Annotated in this window: 17 protein-coding genes; 10 read left to right on the top strand and 7 right to left on the bottom strand. The window is 64.8% G+C overall.

The annotated features are described in order from the left end of the window. Positions 1-206: 206 nt before the first annotated feature. The 6 genes from K7I12_RS01370 to K7I12_RS01345 form a co-directional block, all read right to left on the bottom strand. The gene (locus tag K7I12_RS01370; RefSeq protein ID WP_031383442.1) at positions 207-1,373 is read right to left on the bottom strand and encodes an acetate/propionate family kinase; all 1,167 of its coding nucleotides are present in this window, start codon (positions 1,371-1,373) and stop codon (positions 207-209) included. Continuing rightward, positions 1,370-2,323, bottom strand: a complete 954-nt coding sequence (locus tag K7I12_RS01365) for a bifunctional enoyl-CoA hydratase/phosphate acetyltransferase (protein ID WP_035575198.1) — start codon at positions 2,321-2,323, stop codon at positions 1,370-1,372. The genes K7I12_RS01370 and K7I12_RS01365 overlap by 4 nt, the downstream gene beginning before the upstream one ends. A 170-nt stretch (positions 2,324-2,493) precedes the next feature. Next, complete coding sequence (locus K7I12_RS01360; protein WP_031383444.1) at positions 2,494-2,766, bottom strand: GrxA family glutaredoxin; 273 nt, start codon at positions 2,764-2,766, stop codon at positions 2,494-2,496. A 108-nt stretch (positions 2,767-2,874) separates the two neighbouring features. After that, positions 2,875-3,708, bottom strand: coding sequence for an inositol monophosphatase family protein (locus K7I12_RS01355; protein ID WP_031383445.1), 834 nt, complete (start codon positions 3,706-3,708; stop codon positions 2,875-2,877). A gap of 80 nt (positions 3,709-3,788) precedes the next feature. Then, entirely contained in the window at positions 3,789-4,325 is a 537-nt protein-coding gene (locus tag K7I12_RS01350) for a response regulator transcription factor (protein WP_031383446.1), read from the bottom strand. A gap of 36 nt (positions 4,326-4,361) precedes the next feature. Further along, the gene (locus K7I12_RS01345) at positions 4,362-5,639 is read right to left on the bottom strand and encodes an ATP-binding protein (RefSeq protein ID WP_231662759.1); all 1,278 of its coding nucleotides are present in this window, start codon (positions 5,637-5,639) and stop codon (positions 4,362-4,364) included. Positions 5,640-5,801: 162 nt separating this feature from the next. Between K7I12_RS01345 and K7I12_RS01340 the strand changes: the two genes are divergently transcribed. Beyond that, the gene (locus tag K7I12_RS01340) at positions 5,802-7,391 is read left to right on the top strand and encodes a peptide chain release factor 3 (protein ID WP_231662758.1); all 1,590 of its coding nucleotides are present in this window, start codon (positions 5,802-5,804) and stop codon (positions 7,389-7,391) included. A 130-nt stretch (positions 7,392-7,521) separates the two neighbouring features. Further along, positions 7,522-8,289 carry a TatD family hydrolase gene (locus tag K7I12_RS01335; protein ID WP_231662756.1) on the top strand — a complete coding sequence of 256 codons (768 nt, stop codon included), beginning with the start codon at positions 7,522-7,524 and terminating at the stop codon, positions 8,287-8,289. 6 nt (positions 8,290-8,295) lie between these two features. On the opposite strand, the gene ygfZ is transcribed toward K7I12_RS01335, so the two are convergent. Continuing rightward, the gene (gene ygfZ, locus K7I12_RS01330; RefSeq protein ID WP_231662754.1) at positions 8,296-9,345 is read right to left on the bottom strand and encodes a CAF17-like 4Fe-4S cluster assembly/insertion protein YgfZ; all 1,050 of its coding nucleotides are present in this window, start codon (positions 9,343-9,345) and stop codon (positions 8,296-8,298) included. A 243-nt stretch (positions 9,346-9,588) separates the two neighbouring features. Between ygfZ and treF the strand changes: the two genes are divergently transcribed. The 8 genes from treF (at position 9,589) to K7I12_RS01290 (ending at position 20,069) form a co-directional block, all read left to right on the top strand. Continuing rightward, on the top strand, positions 9,589-11,193 hold the full coding sequence (gene treF, locus K7I12_RS01325) for an alpha,alpha-trehalase TreF (RefSeq protein WP_231662753.1): 1,605 nt from the start codon (positions 9,589-9,591) through the stop codon (positions 11,191-11,193). Between the two features lie 89 nt (positions 11,194-11,282). Beyond that, positions 11,283-12,836, top strand: a complete 1,554-nt coding sequence (gene zwf / locus K7I12_RS01320) for a glucose-6-phosphate dehydrogenase (RefSeq protein WP_231662752.1) — start codon at positions 11,283-11,285, stop codon at positions 12,834-12,836. Between the two features lie 182 nt (positions 12,837-13,018). After that, a complete protein-coding gene (locus K7I12_RS01315; RefSeq protein WP_231662751.1) occupies positions 13,019-13,210 on the top strand; it encodes a hypothetical protein in 192 nt (63 codons plus the stop codon). A gap of 47 nt (positions 13,211-13,257) precedes the next feature. Next, positions 13,258-13,680, top strand: coding sequence for an OsmC family protein (locus K7I12_RS01310; RefSeq protein ID WP_231662750.1), 423 nt, complete (start codon positions 13,258-13,260; stop codon positions 13,678-13,680). Between the two features lie 31 nt (positions 13,681-13,711). Next, entirely contained in the window at positions 13,712-15,742 is a 2,031-nt protein-coding gene (uvrB, locus tag K7I12_RS01305; RefSeq protein ID WP_231662748.1) for an excinuclease ABC subunit UvrB, read from the top strand. A gap of 245 nt (positions 15,743-15,987) precedes the next feature. After that, on the top strand, positions 15,988-17,493 hold the full coding sequence (locus K7I12_RS01300) for a fumarate hydratase (RefSeq protein WP_031383456.1): 1,506 nt from the start codon (positions 15,988-15,990) through the stop codon (positions 17,491-17,493). Positions 17,494-17,602: 109 nt separating this feature from the next. Continuing rightward, entirely contained in the window at positions 17,603-19,021 is a 1,419-nt protein-coding gene (gene cls / locus K7I12_RS01295) for a cardiolipin synthase (RefSeq protein ID WP_231662746.1), read from the top strand. Positions 19,022-19,151: 130 nt separating this feature from the next. Beyond that, positions 19,152-20,069: a LysR substrate-binding domain-containing protein gene (locus K7I12_RS01290; protein ID WP_231662744.1), complete on the top strand. Its 918-nt coding sequence runs from the start codon at positions 19,152-19,154 to the stop codon at positions 20,067-20,069. The last annotated feature ends 34 nt before the right edge of the window (positions 20,070-20,103 follow it).

Raw genomic sequence — 20,103 nt, 5'->3', positions numbered from 1 at the left:
TCGCGAGAAGCGCGGGTTTCGCATCAAATTGATCGATCGAGGCGAACGGCGCCCTATTGGACGCAATGGATCGATGGCGTTGGCCGAAAGTCCGGGCCTTGCAGCAGCTCAGCGCCAAGTCCCACTGATTCCTAGTATAGGGGCTTGACATGGATGAGCTTTCAACTGCTCGCCGGGTTATTCAACGCTGAAGAATTCGTGCATGTTCAGTCGCCGGCAATGGCCAGGCACTCGCTGACCGAGTGGTGGATCTCGGCTTCCTCGTCGGCCGTCACCACGCAGACCCGCGGCCCGCGCCCGGTATCCAGGCGCCGGGCGTGATGGGCGTTGGCGGTATCGTCGAGCGCGATGCCCAGCCAGCCTAGCTCGGCACAGATGGCGCGCCGGACCGCCGCGGCTTTTTCGCCGATGCCTGCCGTGAAGACGAGGGCATCGAGTCCGCCGAGCAGCGCGATCAGCGCCCCCGCTTCACGGACTGCGCGACGCACGAACAGGGCGACCGCCTCCTGGGCCTGTGCATCCGGACTGTCGAGCAGATCGCGCATGTCGTCGGAAATCCCGCCCGAGACGCCGTAGAGGCCGCTATCGTGATAAAGCATCCGCTCGATTTGCTCGGCATTCCATCTCTTGCCCTGTAGCAGGTAGAGCACCACGCCGGGGTCGAGGCTGCCGGCGCGACGTCCCATCATCAGACCCTCGAGCGCCGTGAAACCCATCGAAGTGGCTAGGCTCCGACCATCGCGAATCGCGCACATGCTGCAACCGTGGCCGAGATGGGCGACCAGCACACGACCCTGGGCCCGCTCGCCCAGCAGGTCGGGTAGCTGGCGGGCGACATGCGCATAGGACAGGCCGTGAAAGCCATAGCGCTGGATGCCTTCGTCGGTCAGCTGGCGCGGTAGCGCGTAGCACTGATTGAGCCATGGCTGTGTGCGATGGAAAGCGGTATCGAAGCAGGCGACCTGAGGCAGATCCGGCCAGTGTTCGTGGATCTGCCGGATAATCGCCAGTGCCTGTGGCTGATGCAATGGAGCCAGCGGGACCAGCTCGTCGAGCTCGTCCAGCAGGGCAGCGTCGACGCGCCGGGCCTGGTCATGGGTGCGACCGCCATGTACGACGCGATGGCCGACGGCGGCGAACGACGCCTGGCCGACGTGGCCCTCCAGCCAATCCAGCAGGGCATGCGCGACTGCGGCGTGGCCGGTGCCTTCGACCGTGAATCCCTCGGTTCCGGCAGCCTCCTCGTGAAGGCTGAGGCGTGGCGCCTCGTGAATACGCTCGACGAGCCCGCGAAGCCGCTGCCGTCCCTGGTCGTAGAGCGCGAACTTGAGCGACGACGACCCGGCGTTGATGGTCAGGATCGGGCTGCTCATGGCTGGCTGTCGCTGTGCAGTACCACCAGGCAGGCCAGCGCCGCCGATGCGAGACGGGTGGCGATATCGTCGCTGCGGCTGGTCAGCATGATCGGCACCTGGGCCCCCATCACCAGCCCGGCGGCCTGGGCGCCTGCGAGATGGATCAACAGTTTGGCGATCATGTTGGCCGCTTCCAGATCGGGCGCCACCAGAACGTCGGCGCGGCCGGCGACCGCCGAGTCGAGACCCTTGGCGCGGGCCGCCGCTACCGAAACCGCGTTGTCGATGGCCAGCGGGCCGTCGAGATCGCCGCCGGCGATCTGGCTGCGCTGACTCATCTTGCACAGCGCCGCGGCATCGAGCGTCGAGGGGATGCGTGGGTTGACGGTCTCGACCGCCGAGAGGATCGCCACTCTGGGACGCTCCAGGCCCAGCGCGTGGGCGAGATCGATGGCGTTCTGGACGATGTCGCGCTTGGCGGACAGGTCGGGCTGGATATGCAGGGCGCCATCGGTAATCAGCAGCGGCCGTGGGTAGCTGGCGACATCCAGCGCATAGATATGGCTCATCTGGCGTTCGCTGCGTAGGCCGGCCTCGCGGGCGAGCACCACGCTCATCAGCTCATCGGTATGCAGGGCGCCTTTCATCAGCGCCCGCGCCTCGCCGCTGGCTGCGATCCTGACGGCGGCTTCCGCCGAGGCATGGCTATGCGGGGTATCGACGATCCTCAATTCGTCGAGATCGGCATCGAGCTTCTCGGCGGTCGCCTCGATGCGGGCTCGCGGGCCGACCAGCAGCGGCTCGATCACTCCCTGGCGCCAGGCGGCCAGCGCTCCGCCCAGGGACAGCTCGTCACACGGGTGGACCACGGCGGTGCGGATGGGCGGGTAGCCGCGGGTCGCATCGATCAGTTGCCGGTGGCGATCGCCGACCGGGTGATCGTGGGGCAGGGTGTCTTGAGCCGCCATGCTGAAGTCTCCGTCATGCCGGGCATCGCCCGGGAATGCCACGACTATAGACGGGAATCGTCAGGCTGGCCAGCGAGGGTGTCGCCGGGTTGATCTGCGTCACGTCCGTCGGCACCTCGAAATGAAAACACCGGCCATGAGGCCGGCGTTCGAGGTCAGCGCTGCGTCGCTCAACTGACGCTTTCGGGCATCAACTCGTTTTCACGTACGTACTGGTCGAACTCGGTGAACCCGCCGATGTGCGTCTGATCGACGAAGATCTGCGGCACGGTCTCGACCGGCTTGCCGATGGTCTTTTCCATGTCGGCCTTGGTGATGCCTTCCTCGTGGATGTCGATGTACCGGTACTCGAAGTCATCGCGTGCGGTGCTGAGCCGCTCGGCAAGGTCCTTGGCACGTACACAGAAAGGGCAACCGGAACGTCCGAAGATAACGGTGATCATGGGCTCTCCTGAGCGTTGATGAATCTTGACTAGAACGTTGACGCCGATTGTCAGGCATCGTGGCCGCGTATGCCAATAGGGCGCCACTACCCAGGTCATTGCATGGCGCTATGAAGCTGCGTCATCGCCAGCGTGGCGGGCCTCGTCGGCATCTTTCAGCAGCTTGCGCAGGCTCGAGTAGATATCGGGTGCGGCAACCACGATATTTTCACCGTAGAGATCCTCGGTTATGCCCTCGGGACAGGCGTAGACGTGACCGGTGCGGGCGCCGGCCTCGCGAGCGATCAGTAGGCCGGCGGCGAAGTCCCAGGGCGAGACGCTCTCGTAGTAGGCGTCCAGTCGCCCGCAAGCGACATTGCACAGGTCGAGCGCAGCGGAGCCGCAGCGGCGTATATCCTGGCAATTCTGCATGACCGCCGAGAAACGCCTAAGTAGCGGCGCGCGGCCGTCGCGGCGATAGGGGAAGCCGGTGGCGATCAGGCTGCGCTCGAGTCTGGAGGCGAGACTGGCGCGAATCTGCCGATCGTCGCGCTTGGCGCCCTGGCCGCGAATCGCGGTAAAGGTTTCGCCGAGGATCGGTGCGTGTACCACGCCGACCTGGATCTTGCCGTCGAGCGCCCAGCCGATCGATACCGCCACATGCGGCAGGCCTTGGGCGAAGTTGACCGTGCCGTCGATGGGGTCGACGACCCACAGCGGTCCGCGTTGATCGAGGGTTTCCCGGTCCGGGGTAAGCTCCTCGCTGAGCCGGGGCTCGCCGGGAAAGTGCTGTTCGAGGCGCTGGCTGATCATTCGATCGATGGCGACGTCGACATCGGTGACCAGCTCGCTGCCCTTTTTATAGCGCTTCTCGTAGGAGGGATTCGCGCGGGCTGCGAGAATCTCCCGGCCGGCTTCTTCGGCGATGTCGGTGGCGATGGCGAGCCGCTCGGCAAGCTGCATGATTCCTCCTGGTCGATGTGTGCGCTGGCGTCAGTCTAGCACCGCCCCGGGCGAGGGCCGATACGAGGACCATCGCTTGGCTAGCGCTTGACCGGGCGCTTTTGCAGCTTGCGCTGCAGGGTCCGGCGGTGCATGCCCAGCGCGCGGGCGGTCGCCGAGATGTTGCCGTCGTGCTCCTGGAGGACTTTCTGGATATGTTCCCAGGTGACGCGGTTGATCGATGGCGGGTGGTCGGCGATGTCGATGTCCGGGTCGCCGTCGTCGCGCTCGAAGGCGGCAAGCACTTCGTCGGCATCGACCGGCTTGCACAGGTAGTTGACCGCGCCCAGCTTGATCGCCTCGACGGCGGTGGCGATGCTCGAATAGCCGGTCAATACCACGATGCGGCACTCCGGCACGATTTCCAGCAGCTCGGGCAGCAGCTTGAGCCCCGACGAGTGTTCGAGCTTGAGATCCAGCGTGGCCAGCTGGGGTGGCGCTTGCTGAGCCAGGCTCAGCGCCTGATCGGCGTCCACCGCGGTCATCACCTCGTAACCGCGGCGGCTCAGCGCGCGCTCCATGACGCGGCAGAATATCTCGTCGTCGTCGACGATCAGCAGGCGTTCAGGGGTTGGCATGGCGATATTCCCTACTGCGATGGGTGTGGCGGCCGCTCATTGGCCGGCAAGCAGGCGAGGCAGCTTGACCTCGGTCAGCGTGCCGCCCTCTTCGTGATTGTACAGGCTCACCCCGCCGGCGAAGCGGTTGATGGTGGCGTGGGTGAGAAACAGCCCGATGCCCATGCCCTTGCTCTTGGTCTTGGTCGATACGAAGGTGTCGCCGAGCTGGTCGGCGATCGACATGGCCACTCCGGGGCCGTGATCGCGGATATCGATGATCACCTCGTCGGCGTTCCAGTCGAGACTGATGACGATATCCTCGGGGTTGGCGTCGGCGGCATTGTTGAGCAGGTTCATCAGCGCCTGCTCCAGCGTCGCGTCGATCGCCAGCAGCGGCGTGCCGCGCTTGCCGAGGATCTCGACCCGGTGGGTGACATCCGGGCGCAGCACCAGCCAGCGCTGGATCACCTGCTCGAGCCAGGCGACGGCGGGGCGCGAATCGGGCTCGGCGAGGCGTCGCCGGTCGGCGTTGGCGACCAGTTGCTGAAGGCGCGCCTTGCAGGTATCGACCTGCTGGCGCAACAGGTCGATATCGGCCGTCAGCGTTGGCTGGTCGACGGTGTCGCGGCGCATCTCGGTGAGCAGTACCGCCATGGTCGACAGCGGCGTGCCCAGTTCATGGGCGGTACCCGCGGCCTGGGTGGCCACCGCGAGCACCTGTTCGTTGCGCAGTGCCGCCTCGCGGGTCCGCGACAGCGCCCTGTCGCGACGCCGCAGGGCATGCGCCATCTTGTAGATGAAAAAGGTTACCAGGCTTGCCGACAGGCCGAAATTCAGCCACATGCCAAGCACGTGCAGGCTGATACCGAGGCCGACCACGGCGGGGCTGAGCTGCGGGACCGGCTCGTAGAACAGCATCAGGAAGGTGTAGCCGGTCAGCGCGGCGCTGGCGATGATCCAGGCGTGGCGCCAGGGCAGCGTGGCGGCGGCGATGGTCACCGGCACCAGGTAATAGGAAATGAACGGATTGGTCGCTCCGCCGGTGTAGTAGAACAGCAGCGTCAACCCGGCGATGTCGGCGAGCAGATGCAGCAGATATTCCAGATCGGTAACCGAGCGGGGCCGGCCGAGCCGCCACCAACTGGCGATATTGATCAGCCCCATGGCGCCGATCACGCCGATCACCGGGGTGACGCTCAACTGGAAGTCGAAGATCTCGATGCCGATGATGATCGCCGCGAGAAAGCCGGTCCAGGTGATGCCGCGCACGAAGGTCAGCCGGACCAGGTTGCGGTTGGGGGTCGACAAGGGCAGGGGGGGCGGCTGTTGCATGGGCTCTCCGGTGGGCTGATTCGCGCATGATAACCGAACTCGCCCGGCGTCAGGCTACAACTCGGATCGTGTAGCCCGTAGAATTGATCGCCAGCCCATTCACGTCAGCCGGGCGCGGCGATGTGCGCCGCGACGGATGTACCCAGACCAGCGATCCCACGAATGACAGCCAGCCAGATAGCCCAAGAAGCCGGGCTTAGAAGAACTTTTGCCATTATTTCCCACCCCGACGCGGGCAAGACCACTATCACCGAGAAGATGCTGCTGTTCGGCAACGCCATCCAGCTGGCCGGCTCGGTGAAGAGCAAGCGCAACGACCGGCATGCCACTTCCGACTGGATGAAGATGGAGCAGGAGCGCGGCATCTCGGTGACCACCTCGGTGATGCAGTTCCCGTACAACGGGCGGATCGTCAATCTGCTCGACACGCCCGGGCACGAGGACTTCTCCGAGGACACCTACCGCACCCTGACCGCGGTGGACTCGGCGCTGATGGTGATCGACGGCGCCAAGGGCGTCGAGGCCCGCACCATCAAGCTGATGGAGGTCTGCCGGCTGCGCACCACGCCGATTCTGACCTTCATCAACAAGATGGACCGCGACACCCGCGATCCGGTCGAGGTGATGGACGAGGTCGAGACCGTCCTGAACATCCAGTGCGCGCCGATGACCTGGCCGATCGGCATGGGGCGGCATTTCCGCGGCGTCTACCATCTCTACAACGACGTCATCCATCTCTACAAGCAGGGCCAGGGCAGCCGCATCCCCGATGACGTGCGCATCGAGGGGCTCGCCAACCCCGAGGTCGACGAGGTGCTGGGCGCCGATCAGGCCGAGGAGCTGCGCATGGAGGTCGAGCTGGTGCGCGGGGCATCGCACGAATTCGACCTCGAGGCGTATCGCCGCGGCGAGCTGACGCCGGTCTACTTCGGCACCGCGATGGGCAACTTCGGCGTGCGCGAGATGCTCGACGGCTTCGTCGAGTACGCGCCGATGCCGCAGGCCCGCGAGACCGATACCCGCGACGTCAGCGCCGACGACGAGCGCTTTTCCGGCTTCGTATTCAAGATCCAGGCCAACATGGACCCCAAGCACCGCGACCGGGTGGCCTTCCTGCGGGTCTGCTCGGGCAAGTACGAGAAGAACATGAAGATGCGCCATGTACGGATCGGCAAGGACGTCAAGATTGCCGACGCGCTGACCTTCATGGCCTCCGACCGGGCGCAGGTCGAACAGGCCTGGCCGGGCGACATCATTGGCCTGCACAACCACGGCACCATCCAGATCGGCGACACCTTCACCGTCGGCGAGGAGATGCGCTTCACCGGCATCCCGCACTTCGCCCCGGAGCTCTTCAAGCGCGTGCGGCTACGCGATCCGCTCAAGACCAAGGCGCTGCAGAAGGGGCTTCAGCAGCTCTCCGAGGAGGGCGCGACCCAGGTCTTCATGCCGCTCGACAACAACGACCTGATCCTCGGCGCGGTGGGCTCGCTGCAGTTCGACGTGGTCGCCCACCGGCTCAGGGAGGAGTACAAGGTCGACTGCATCTACGAGGCGGTCAATGTGCAGACCGCGCGCTGGGTGTACTGCGACGACGCCAGGAAACTCGACGAGTTCCGGCGCAAGGCCAGCAGCAACCTGGCCCTGGATGGTGGCGGCTACCTTACCTATATTGCGCCGACCCGCGTCAATCTGCAGATGACCCAGGAGCGCTGGCCCGAGGTGCGCTTCAACGCCACCCGCGAGCACTGAGCGGGCTGCGCCCGGAGCTGTAAGCTATAAGCTGTAAGCTGTAAGCTGTAAGAAAAACCGTTGCCACTGGCTCGACTAGTGGCAACTTCCTGGCTTACGGCTTACGGCTTACGGCTTACGGCTTACGCTTATGCTCATCGACGCTCACTGCCATCTCGATTTCGCGGCATTCGACGCCGATCGCCAGGCGATGTTCGAGCGCGCCCACGCCGCGGGCGTCGGCCATTTCGTGGTGCCTGGGACGACCCGGGACAGTTGGCCGCGGGTCGTCGCGCTGGGCGGGCGCGACGACGTCAGCATTGCGTTGGGCCTGCATCCCGCCTTCATGGATCGCCACGCCGAGGAAAATGACCTCGAGGCGCTGGCGCAGGCGCTGGACGCGCATCCCGAAGTCGTGGCGCTGGGCGAGTGCGGCATCGATACGCGCTTTAAGGACACCCTCGATGCCCAATGGCGACTGCTCGACGGCCAGTTGAAGTTGGCCAAGGCGCGTCGCCTGCCGGTGATCCTGCACTGCGTGCACGCCAACGACAAGCTCGGCAAGCGACTGCGTCAGCTCGAACTGCCGGCCGGCGGCTTGATCCACGCGTTCGCCGGCAGCGCCGACCAGGCGCAGCGCTTCATCGACCTGGGATTCGTGGTGGGCCTGGGCGGGGCGACCACCTATCCGCGTGCCCAGCGGTTGCAGCGCGCCGTGGCGGCGCTGCCCGACGACGGTTACGTGCTGGAAACGGACAGCCCCGACATGCCGCTGTGCGGCTTTCAGGGTCAGCGCAACGAGCCGGCCCGGATCGCGCGGGTGGCCGAGCAGGTCGCCAAGGTGCGCGGTCAGAGCGTCGCCGAGGTGACGGCTCACAGTGCCACCAATACCCGGCGGCTGTTCGGCATCGCCGCTTGACGGGCGTCAGCCTCCGCTGGTGGCCAGCATCTCGGGGTCGAGGCGTTCGAGCGGGTAGGGCAGTTCGAGCCATTCGAGGCGCTGCCCGCCGACCGTCAGCGGCTCGCTGACCTCGCGGGTGGTCATCACCGCGAGGATTTCCACACGCCCGTCGCCATCGCTCGCCGCGGCAACCACATCGCCACGTGACTTGCCGTCGGCGTCGCTGACGGCGCTGCCCGGCTCGGGTAGCGTATCGCCCTCGAATCGCCCGCGTGCCAGGCGCTTCTTGACCTGGCCGCGGAAATGCGCGCGGGCGACCACCTCCTGACCGGTGTAGCAGCCCTTCTTGAAACTGATGCCGCCCAGCGCTTCCCAGTTGAACATCTGCGGCAGGTAGCTGTCCTGCAGGCTCACTTCGAGCCACGCCAGGCCAGCCCGGATATCGTGCAACTGCCATACGCCATTGCCAATCGGCAGCGTCTCGTGGGCCAGGTTCTGCCAGGCGCCGATGGCCTCGTCGTGTGGCAGGCACAATACCAGACGCGGCAGGTCGCCGGGGTGGCGCAGCACCACGCCGCCACCGAGCGCAATCTGTTGCCAGGTGGTCGGCGCCGTCGCATCGAGCCGGCGTTCGACCAGCGGCGGGCCGTCGTGTCCGATCAGCCCGAGTACCGCGAGGTCGTCGCGCGGCGTCAGCTCGACCTTGTAGAACACCGCGAACTTGGCCAGATGGCTGCGCAGCGGCTCGAGCAGGCTGGCATCCAGCAATAGCCAGAAGCGCGCCTCGTCGACACGCATCAATTGGCCGTTGGCGAGCATGCGACCCTTGGCCGTGCAGAAGCTGGTGGGGGCGGCGAAACTGCCGTCGGCGAGCTTCAATTGCGCGCTGGTCTGGCCCTGCAGGAAACGTTCGGCATCCGCCCCGGCGATCTCGAGTACCGCGAAGTGGATCAGCGGCGCGAGTAGACTCTGCTGCCGTGCGCTCGCTGCGGATTCCTGCGCGCCGAACTCGATATGCCGCTCGTCGACGAGGCGGGCACCGTGCTGTTCAAGGTGGGCGGTCCAGTCGCTCATGCAGTCTCCTACGCTTATAGCGCCCCGGGAGGCAAGGCGTTAATTGATATCAAGGTCTGAGTAATGGGGATGTGGCGCGCTGAATGCAAGGTGTTCGTCGACTGGCGTCTGCCACCGTCGAACACGGGACCGCCAGGCGTAAGCTATTATTCTTACAATTCATTGAGGGCCGGCGGGTGTTGGCCACTGGTCCACCGTACACTGCCGGCCGCCAGCGTGCGCTGGCTTGCGAAGGGAGACACCATGGACGATCGCGATGTATCCGGTAGCGACCCTCACGCTCGGGTCAGCCAGGTCGCGCCGGCCGATCCATTGACGCCGGCCGATCGCTACGCCGAATTGTTCATCGCCGTGCAGTGCGGCCGGATCTTCGACGACAGCAAAACATTCGTCGATTGCATCCCGCGTCAGGACCCCGAGGCGATTCTGGCGGCTTACCGGGCACGCAAGGATACGCCGGGCTTCGATCTCGCCAGTTTCGTCGACGAGCACTTCATCCCAGAGCGCGAGCCGTTCAGCAATTACGTCTCGCCACCCGAACAGCCACTGCGGGTGCATATCGACGGTCTGTGGGACGTACTCACGCGCCGTCCCCAGCAACACCCCAGGTACTCGTCGCTGTTGCCGTTACCCTATGCCTACGTGGTGCCGGGAGGGCGCTTTCGCGAACTGTACTATTGGGATTCGCACTTCACGATGCTGGGTCTTGCCGAGAGCGGCCGCCCGCACCTGATGCGCGCCATGGCCGGCAACTTCGCCTATCTGATCGATACCTACGGGCACGTTCCCAACGGCAATCGCACCTATTACCTCAGCCGCTCGCAGCCGCCGGTATTCGCCATGATGGTCGATCTGTTCGCCCGCTACGGGGTCATCAGGCGTTCGCTCGACTACCTGCCGCAGCTGCGCAAGGAGTACGCCTACTGGATGGCCGGCGCCGACACCCTGCGCCCCGGCGAGGCTCACCGCAGTTGCGTCCACCTGGGCGACGGCACCCTGCTCAACCGCTATTGGGACGAGCGCGACACGCCCCGCGAGGAGGCGTATCTCGAGGACGTACTGACGGCTCGGCAATCGACGCGCCCGGCCCGAGAGGTCTATCGCGATCTACGCGCCGGGGCGGCCTCGGGGTGGGATTTCAGCTCGCGATGGCTCGACGATGCGCAGCAGCTGGCAAGCATACGCACCACGGCCCTGCTGCCGGTCGATCTCAACAGCTTCCTGTTCAAACTCGAAACCCAGATCGCACGGCTCAGCGCGATGGGTGGCGATATCGAAACCTCCAGGCACTTTCAACGCAAGGCGGACGAGCGCGCTCAGGCGATCGGGCGTGTCATGTGGGACGAGCGGGCCGGCGCCTTTTTCGATTTCGACTGGCAGCGTGGCCGGCTGTGCACGGCGCTGACTGCGGCGACGGTAACCCCGCTCTACGTTGGTCTGGCCAGTCGCGAGCAGGCGCGGCGCATCGCCAGCACGGTCCGCCAGCGGCTGCTCAGCGCCGGGGGCATCGCCACCACCGAGATCGACAGCGATCAGCAATGGGATCATCCCAACGGCTGGGCCCCGCTGCAATGGCTGGCAAAGCGCGGTTTTGATCAGTATGACGAGACGGCGCTCGCTCAGGACATCTCGGATCGCTGGCTCAAGACGGTCGGCAAACTCTACGAGCGCAAGAACAAGCTGATCGAGAAGTATTCGCTGATTCCCATGCAGGCGGGTGCAGTCGGCGGCGGTGGCGGCGAATATCCGCTGCAGGATGGCTTCGGCTGGACCAATGGCGTGACGCGCAGGCTGCTTCGCGACAGCCCGCGACACTCGGCGAATCAGAGTCGGGCGCAGAAACCGTAACGCCTGCGGACCGCAGCGGCGTTCCAGCGATGCGGCTTGGCATCCCGAGGCTTCAACAAGGCCCGACGTTCAGTAAGGAATAAGGAATCATGGCTTACTCTCAATCTTCACAAGCCCCCACGGCCCCTCCGGCCACGCTGTTCCTGTTCGGCGCCAGCGGCGATCTGGTCAAGCGTCTGCTCGTTCCTTCGCTCTATTCGCTTTTCCGCACGGGCCTGCTCGATCCGGCGCTGCAGATCGTGGGCATCGATCATGTGTCGGGCAATGACGAGAGCTTTCGCCGGCATCTGGCCGACTTCCTCGCCGCCCAGGCGGACGACCCGGATGCCGAGGCCGGTGAGATCGACCTCGAGCAATGGCCGGACTTTGCCCAACGGCTGCGCTATATCCAAGGTGATTTCACCCAGGCCGACACCTATCGACAGATCACTCGGGCCATCCAGGCGAGCCCGACACGCAATGCCCTGTTCTATCTCGCGACTGCGCCGCGTTTCTTTGCCGACATCGCCGAGCGATTGGGTGACGCCGGATTGCTGCAAGAAGCTGCCGAGCAGTATCGGCGCGTCCTGGTCGAGAAGCCGTTCGGCCATGATCTCGCCTCGGCGCGGGCGCTCAATGAGCGCCTGCTCGCGGTCATGGCGGAGCATCAGATCTATCGCATCGACCATTTTCTCGGCAAGGAAACGGTCCAGAATGTTCTGGTGGCGCGTTTTGCCAACGTGCTGTTCGAACCGCTCTGGAACAACCATTACATCGATCATATCCAGATCACCGCCGCCGAAACCGTGGGCGTGGAGCAGCGCGGCAACTTTTACGACAAGAACGGCGCCCTGCGCGACATGCTGCCCAATCATCTGTTTCAGCTGCTGGCGATGGTGGCGATCGAGCCGCCCGCCGCCTTCGACGCCGATGCCCTGCGCAGCGAGAAATCCAAGCTGCTGGGCGCCATCCGTCCCTGGTCGATGGAAGAGGCCCGGTATAACTCCGCGCGTGGGCAGTATCGGGCGGGCACCTTGAAAGGCGAGCCGGTCCCGGGCTATCGCGACGAGCCCGATGTCGACGCCGACAGCAATACCGAAACCTATGTCGCCATCAAACTCGTGATCGACAATTGGCGTTGGGCGGGCGTGCCCTTTTACCTGCGCACCGGCAAGCGCATGGGCGCCCGCGATACCGAAATCGCCATCTGCTTCAAGCCGGCGCCCTATGCTCAGTTCCGCGATACGAGAGTAGACCGACTCGAGCCCAACTATCTGATCATTCAGATCCAGCCGGATGAAGGCATATGGCTGGACTTCGAGGCCAAACGGCCTGGACCCACCCTGGACCTGGAAACCGTCCAGATGGGCTTTGCCTACGAGGATTTCTTCGCGCTTCCCCCCTCGACCGGCTACGAAACCCTGCTCTATGACTGTCTGAGCGGCGACCAGATGCTCTTTCAACGCGCCGACACCATCGAGAACGGTTGGCGGGCCGTACAGCCATTCCTGGAGGCCTGGAAGGATGATCCGCGTACCGATGGGTACGCGGCCGGGGAGGATGGCCCGGCGAGCGCCAGCGAACTGATCGGGCGCGACGGGCGCAACTGGCACCAGGTAGGCAGGCAGCGGCCTGGAACCGATCGAGAGCAGGCGGAGGAATAGCCTTCGCCGGCCTGACGCTGTGGCCGAGTTGGTGGAAAGGTCGGGATACGCAGCAGGTCAATGCCAGGTCCGACAGGCTCCTGGGTGCGTCTGGGCTGTCGTGGCATGCGGCGGCGTCCGCGGTGCGCGGCGCATGCTAGACTTGGGCGCACATAATCAGCAGCGAAACGGGAGCATCCGGCATGGCGCACGTGTCTTTGACCTTCGAGGGCGTCGAGGAGGCCGACCTGGTCAATCGTCTGACCAGCGAACTGATGATGGTCGACGGCGTCGAGAGTGCCGAGGTCGGTCGCCATGGCGCCGATGTCGAGGGCCGCATGAACCGCGCGGCACTGATCAAGGCGGTCGAACGGCTCGGCGTCACCGTCAACTGAGCAAGGCGGCCGCTGAGCGAGGCGCGCTGCAGAGAACAGGAGCATGCATGACGATCACGGTGATCAGCAGCGACGGCCACAGCCTGCGCCAGCGCGTCGAGCTGGAGCATTTCGACGACCTGTTCGTCGATGCGCCGGCCATCGTCGGCGGCGACGAGAGTGCGCCCGATCCGCACGACTACTTCGACCTGGCGCTGGGCGCCTGCAAGGCGATCACCGCGCGCATGTACGCCCGGCGCAAGCAGTGGCCACTGAGCGGAGTCACGGTCACCGTGACTCGCAACGACCGCGAGGAACGCCATGGGCGTTATTATCTTTATGTGTCATTGGCCTTCGCAGGGATCGACGATCCCGATCAGCGCCAACGCCTGCTCGAGATCAGCGACCGCTGCCCGATCCATCGCCTGATCACCGACTCGACCGTCGAGATTCGCAGCCAGTTGGCCTCGGATCTGGGTGCGAGCGCTTGAACTTTCACCGCATCGCTACCATTTCAGGCCCATGAGCAAGCCATTTCGCATCCAATCCAGGTACCGTCCGGCGGGCGATCAGCCCACCGCCATCGAGGGGCTGGTCAAGGGCCTCGAGGCGGGTCTGGCGCACCAGACCCTGCTCGGCGTCACCGGTTCGGGCAAGACCTTCACCATGGCCAACGTGGTCGAACGCCTGCAGCGCCCGACCATCGTGCTGGCGCCCAACAAGACGCTGGCCGCGCAGCTCTACGGCGAGTTCAAGTCGTTTTTGCCCGACAACGCGGTGGAGTATTTCGTGTCCTATTACGATTACTACCAGCCCGAGGCCTATGTGCCCTCGTCGGATACCTTCATCGAGAAGGATGCCTCGATCAACGACCATATCGAGCAGATGCGGTTGTCGGCGACCAAGGCGCTGCTCGAACGCCGCGACTCGCTGATCGTGGCCTCGGTGTCGGCGATCTACGGGCTGGGCGACCCGGACCAGTACCTGAAGATGCGCCTGCACTTCAATCGCGGCGAGCAGATCGACCAGCGCGCCTTCCTGCGTCGGCTCGCCGAGTTGCAGTACACCCGCAACGACATGGATTTCCGGCGCGGCACCTACCGGGTGCGCGGCGACGTGATCGACGTGTTTCCCGCCGATTCCGAGGAGGAGGCGGTGCGCATCGAGCTGTTCGACGACGAGATCGAGACGATCAGCCTGTTCGATCCGCTGACCGGCGAAATGCGCGGCAAGCTGCCGCGCATGACCATCTACCCCAAGAGCCACTACGTCACGCCGCGCGAGACGATCCTCGCCGCCGCCGACCGGATCAAGGCCGAGCTCGCCGAGCGTCTCGAGTGGCTGCGCAATCACGACAAGCTGGTCGAGGCCCAGCGCCTCGAACAGCGCACGCTCTACGACCTGGAAATGATGCACGAGCTGGGCTACTGCAACGGCATCGAGAACTACTCGCGCTATCTCTCGGGACGCCAACCGGGCGAGCCGCCGCCGACCTTCTTCGATTACCTGCCCCCCGAGGCGATCCTGTTCATCGACGAATCCCACGTCAGCGTGCCGCAGGTGGGCGGCATGTACAAAGGCGACCGTTCGCGCAAGGAGACCCTGGTCGAGTATGGCTTTCGCCTGCCGTCGGCGCTCGACAACCGGCCGATGACCTTCGAGGAGTGGGAGCGGATCTGCCCGCAGACGGTGTTCGTCTCGGCCACCCCCGGCCCCTACGAGGCGAAGCACGCCGGCCAGGTGGTCGAGCAGGTGGTGCGCCCGACCGGGCTGGTCGACCCCGAGATCGAGGTGCGCCCGGCCTCGACCCAGGTCGACGACCTGCTCTCGGAGATTCGTCTGCGCACCGAGGTCGGCGAGCGGGTGCTGGTGACTACCCTGACCAAACGCATGGCCGAGGATCTGACCGAGTACCTCGACGAGCATGACATCCGCGTGCGCTACCTGCATTCGGACATCGATACCGTGGAACGGGTCGAGATCCTGCGCGACCTGCGACTCGGCAAGTTCGACGTACTGGTGGGCATCAACCTGCTGCGCGAGGGCCTGGACATTCCCGAAGTGTCGCTGGTGGCGATCCTCGACGCCGACAAGGAGGGCTTCCTGCGTGCCGAGCGCTCTTTGATCCAGACCATCGGCCGCGCCGCGCGCAACGCCAACGGCAAGGCGATCCTCTACGGCGACCGGGTGACCGACTCGATGCGTCGGGCGATCGACGAGACCGAGCGGCGGCGTAACAAGCAGATCGCCCACAACGAGGCGCATGGCATCGTGCCGCGCACCGTGACCAAGTCGGTCGCCGACATCATGGAAGGCGCTCAGACGCCGGGCAAGAAGGGCAGCCGGCGCAAGAGCGAGCGCAAGGTTGCCGAGGGCCCGGGGGAGTATGGCATCGAGGCGCTGCGCAATCTCACGGTCCCCGAGCTGACTCGCGAGATCGGCAAGATCGAAGACGCCATGCACGAGGCGGCGCACAATCTCGAGTTCGAGGAAGCCGCGCGGCTACGTGACCGAGTCCAGACCCTCAACGCCCGCTTGATCGAGCTCAAATAATCGCTTGCGCACCGCGCAGGTCGGGCGAGGGTATCGCCCTTGCCTGATCTTGACGGCAGATGGGCGTTCCCTCGGGTGGCTATTTATACCGTTATCTATGCTTGTCCGATCATACATGATTTCCTATGCCTGCCTGTCTTCAGGCCGTTGCGGTATAATCCCGCCATCCCGAATCCGCCGGGTAGCCTGACCTGCCTGTGGCGGCCGTTTGTCAGCGCGAGCGTGACCCAAGGAGCCCCGACCCCATGACCGTGATTCGCCAGGACGACTTGATCCAGAGCGTCGCCGATGCCCTGCAGTACATCTCCTATTACCACCCCAAGGACTTCATCGAGGCCATGCATGCGGCCTACCAGCGGGAAGAGAACCCGGCGGCACGCGATGCCATCGCCCAGATCCTGATCAATTCGCGGATGTGCGCCACCGGTCATCGGCCGATCTGCCAGGACACCGGCATCGTCACGGTGTTCGTGCACGTCGGCATGAACGTGCGCTGGGAAGCCGACATGAGCCTCGACGACATGATCAACGAAGGCGTACGGCGGGCCTACCTGAACCCCGACAACGTGCTGCGCGCCTCGCTGCTCGCCGACCCGGACGGCAAGCGCGCCAATACCAAGGACAACACGCCGGCGGTGATCCACCACAAGCTGGTTCCGGGCGACAGCGTCGAGGTGCATGTCGCCGCCAAGGGCGGGGGCAGCGAGGCCAAGTCCAAATTCGCGATGCTCAACCCCTCGGACAGCGTGGTCGATTGGGTGCTCGAGCAATTGCCCAGGATGGGGGCTGGCTGGTGCCCGCCGGGAATGCTCGGGATCGGTATCGGCGGCACCGCCGAGAAAGCCATGGAGCTCGCCAAGGAATCGCTGCTCGATCCCATCGATATCCAGGAACTCCAGGCCCGTGGCGCCGAGAATCGCGCCGAGGAGCTGCGCCTCGAACTCTACCACAAGGTCAACAGGACCGGCATCGGCGCCCAGGGCCTGGGCGGACTGACCACGGTGCTCGACATCAAGGTCAGGGACTACCCGACCCACGCCGCCAACAAGCCGGTGGCGATCATTCCCAACTGCGCCGCCACGCGGCATGTGCACTTCAGCCTGGATGGCAGCGGCGCCGCCGAACTGCCGGCGCCCAAGCTGGAGGATTGGCCCGAGATCACCCGCGAAGTCGGCGGCAACGTCAAGCGCGTCGATCTGGACGCCATCACTGCCGACGAGGTGCAGACCTGGCAGCCTGGCGATACCTTGCTGCTCAACGGCAAGCTCCTGACCGGCCGGGATGCGGCCCACAAGCGCATGGTCGACATGCTGGCCAAGGGCGAGGCGCTGCCGGTGGATCTCAAGGGGCGGTTCATCTACTACGTTGGCCCTGTCGACCCGATCCGCGACGAGGTAGTGGGGCCGGCCGGGCCGACCACCGCCACGCGCATGGACAAGTTCACCCGCACCATGCTCGAGCAGACCGGCCTGCTGGGGATGGTCGGCAAGGCCGAGCGCGGCCCGCTGGCGATCGAGGCGATCCGCGACAATCGCGCGGTGTATCTGATGGCCGTGGGCGGCGCTGCCTACCTGGTGGCCCAGGCGATCAAGAAATCCCGGGTGATGGGCTTCGAGGATCTGGGCATGGAGGCGATCTATGAGTTCGAGATCGAGGACATGCCGGTGACCGTCGCCGTCGACTCCCGGGGCGAGTCCGTGCACCAGACGGGACCGGCGAAGTGGAAAGAGATCATTGCCGAGCGCGTTTGAAGCGGCGCTGGCCAGCCGACGACACGACCCTGGCCCAGGCTGTGGAGTCGTGCCTTGAGAGCGGCGCTTGAGGAGGCGCGATGATGACCGTTTGCAGCATGGAGCGCCGATGTTTTCCTGGCTTATAGGGCTCGGCGTCTTCGCGATCTATGTGGCCGGGGCGCTCTCGGCGGTACTGGCGCTGCTTTCCAGCCGTACGTCGCAAGGCGCAGTGGCCTGGATCATTTCGCTGCTCACGTTTCCCTATGCAGCGCTGCCGGCGTACTGGATCTTTGGCCGGCCGCGCTTCTACGGCTACGTTTCTTCGCGGGGCGAGCATGACTCGATCCTGCGGCGGATTCTCGCGCGCTACCGGCCCTTGATAGAGCCGTATCTCAGCGACGCGGCGCAGGTGCACGTCAAGGCCGTGGAAAAGCTGGCGATGATGCCGATGACCAGCGGCAATCGTGCCTCGCTGCTGATCAATGGGCAGGCGACCTTCGACAGCCTGTTTGCCGGTATCGAGAACGCGCAGGATTATGTCCTGGTGCAGTTCTTCATCATCCGACGCGATCGCCTGGGCATCGCCTTCAAGGATCTGCTCGAGCGCAAGGCGGAGCAAGGCGTGCGGGTATTTCTGCTCTACGACGAGATCGGCTGCCATGCACTCGATGACGGCTATCTTGACGACCTGACTCGCGCCGGCGTCGAGGTCAGTGCCTTCAATTCGTCGCGGGGCTTTCGCCACCGCTTCCAGCTCAATTTCCGCAACCATCGCAAGGTCGCCGTCGTCGATGGAGTGATTGGCTGGACGGGCGGTCTCAACGTCGGCATCGAGTATTTGGGTGAGGATACCCGCCACGGGCCGTGGCGAGACACCCATTTGATGCTTACCGGGCCCAGCGTGCTGGGGCTTCAGGAAGCCTTCTGGGAGGATTGGCACTGGGCGACGGGACGGGTCATCGATCTCGAGTGGCAGCCGAAGGTGACCTGCGAGGAGTGCCAGCACGTGGTGATCGTGCCCTCGGGACCGGCCGACGGCCAGGAAACCGCCAGCCTGCTGACGCAGCACAACATTCATACCGCACAGCACCGTCTGTGGATCACCAGCCCCTATTTCGTGCCCGATCAGGGCGTGCAGGATGCCCTGCGGCTGGCGGCACTACGGGGTGTCGATGTTCGGGTGATGATGCCCGAGCGCCCGGATCACCTGCTGGTGTTTCTGTCGGCGTTCTCGTTCTTGCCGGACATGATTCGTGCCGGTGTCAAGATATACCGTTATCAACCTGGTTTCCTGCACCAGAAAGTCATGTTGATCGACGATCACAGCGCCACGGTGGGGACGGTCAATCTCGACAATCGCTCGTTTCGGCTCAATTTCGAGATCACCGCCTTCATTCCCGACCGCGGCTTCGCCGAGGAGGTCGAAGCGATGCTCGAAAGCGACTTCAGCGATTGTCGCGAGGTGACCGTCGAAGAACTGGAAAGCCGGCCTCTGTGGCGCAAGTTGGTATCGCGGGCCGCCTATCTGCTGGCGCCGGTGCAATAGGCCAAGGAGCTGGCGGGTGCCAGCCCCGTTCGGGCGCGATGGTGGCCGGGCACGGGCTTGGATAGACTCAGGCGCTTCAGGGCTGGCCTATCACCTAGCCGTTCAACTTTCCTTCGGATACGGAGCCGCGGTGAACCTCGAAACCAAATGGCTGGAAGATTTCGTGGCGCTGGCCAATACGCGCAGCTTCTCGGCGTCGGCGCGCCAGCGTCACGTCACCCAGCCGGCCTTCAGTCGGCGTATTCGCTCGCTGGAGCAGGCCGTCGGAGCGACCCTGGTCGACCGTTCGACGACTCCGGTGGGGCTGACCCCGGAGGGCCAGTTGTTTCTGATCACTGCGCGCAATCTGGTCGAACAGCTCAGCGAGAGCCTGAGTCATCTGCGCGGTCTGGCGATTGCCAACGAAGCGCTCGACATCGTCGCGGCCCATTCGCTGGCGCTGGCCTTCTACCCGCGCTGGATTTCGCGTCTGCAGAAAGGCGTCGGCGAATTGCCCACGCGACTAGTGGCCATGAACGTCGGTGATGCCATCCATGTGCTGCGCGAAGGCAATTGCGATCTGATGCTCGGCTATCATGATCCCTATGCGACCATGCAGCTCGATGCCGAGGTCTTTCCGTCGTTCTCGATCGGCAAGGCGATGATGGTGCCGGTATGCATGCCCGATGCCGAGGGTCGGCCGCTGTATCCGCTCGGTGGCGACAGCTCGATTCCTTTCCTGGCGTACACTCAGGGCGCTTTCCTGGGCCGTTCGGTGCGCATGTTGCTGAAGAACGATCCGACCCGCATGCGCTTGAAGACAGTCTACGAGACGGCCATGGCCGAAGGGCTCAAGGGCATGGCATTGCAGGGCGTGGGGATGGCCTGGATTCCCGATTTCTGCATTCGCGACGAGTTCGAGAATGGGCGCCTGGTGCGCGCCGGCGATAGCGCCTGGGACATTCCGCTGGAAGTGCGCCTGTATCGCTGCGCACTGGTGCACAAGCCCGGTGTGGAGCAACTGTGGCGGCAAATGATGAAACTGCCCCGCGACTTCCTCCAGGCATGAGGTCGGTAATGTCAGCGTATTCGCCAAGGCGTGG

The sequence above is a fragment of the Halomonas sp. IOP_31 genome, assembly GCF_021151495.1.
Taxonomy (GTDB): domain Bacteria; phylum Pseudomonadota; class Gammaproteobacteria; order Pseudomonadales; family Halomonadaceae; genus Modicisalibacter; species Modicisalibacter zincidurans.
The sequence above is the reverse complement of the archived record's forward strand: the minus strand, read 5'-3'. Positions and strand labels throughout refer to the sequence as shown.

Excerpts from the sequence above, each read along its gene's own strand:
- K7I12_RS01350 (WP_031383446.1), bottom strand. The coding sequence starts at position 4,325 with ATGCCAACCCCTGAACGCCTGCTGATCGTCGACGACGACGAGATATTC.
- cls (WP_231662746.1), top strand. The coding sequence starts at position 17,603 with ATGTTTTCCTGGCTTATAGGGCTCGGCGTCTTCGCGATCTATGTGGCC.
- K7I12_RS01310 (WP_231662750.1), top strand. The coding sequence starts at position 13,258 with ATGACGATCACGGTGATCAGCAGCGACGGCCACAGCCTGCGCCAGCGC.
- K7I12_RS01300 (WP_031383456.1), top strand. The coding sequence starts at position 15,988 with ATGACCGTGATTCGCCAGGACGACTTGATCCAGAGCGTCGCCGATGCC.
- zwf (WP_231662752.1), top strand. The coding sequence starts at position 11,283 with ATGGCTTACTCTCAATCTTCACAAGCCCCCACGGCCCCTCCGGCCACG.
- uvrB (WP_231662748.1), top strand. The coding sequence starts at position 13,712 with ATGAGCAAGCCATTTCGCATCCAATCCAGGTACCGTCCGGCGGGCGAT.
- treF (WP_231662753.1), top strand. The coding sequence starts at position 9,589 with ATGGACGATCGCGATGTATCCGGTAGCGACCCTCACGCTCGGGTCAGC.
- K7I12_RS01345 (WP_231662759.1), bottom strand. The coding sequence starts at position 5,639 with ATGCAACAGCCGCCCCCCCTGCCCTTGTCGACCCCCAACCGCAACCTG.
- K7I12_RS01355 (WP_031383445.1), bottom strand. The coding sequence starts at position 3,708 with ATGCAGCTTGCCGAGCGGCTCGCCATCGCCACCGACATCGCCGAAGAA.
- K7I12_RS01370 (WP_031383442.1), bottom strand. The coding sequence starts at position 1,373 with ATGAGCAGCCCGATCCTGACCATCAACGCCGGGTCGTCGTCGCTCAAG.
- K7I12_RS01365 (WP_035575198.1), bottom strand. The coding sequence starts at position 2,323 with ATGGCGGCTCAAGACACCCTGCCCCACGATCACCCGGTCGGCGATCGC.
- K7I12_RS01360 (WP_031383444.1), bottom strand. The coding sequence starts at position 2,766 with ATGATCACCGTTATCTTCGGACGTTCCGGTTGCCCTTTCTGTGTACGT.
- ygfZ (WP_231662754.1), bottom strand. The coding sequence starts at position 9,345 with ATGAGCGACTGGACCGCCCACCTTGAACAGCACGGTGCCCGCCTCGTC.
- K7I12_RS01340 (WP_231662758.1), top strand. The coding sequence starts at position 5,802 with ATGACAGCCAGCCAGATAGCCCAAGAAGCCGGGCTTAGAAGAACTTTT.
- K7I12_RS01315 (WP_231662751.1), top strand. The coding sequence starts at position 13,019 with ATGGCGCACGTGTCTTTGACCTTCGAGGGCGTCGAGGAGGCCGACCTG.
- K7I12_RS01335 (WP_231662756.1), top strand. The coding sequence starts at position 7,522 with ATGCTCATCGACGCTCACTGCCATCTCGATTTCGCGGCATTCGACGCC.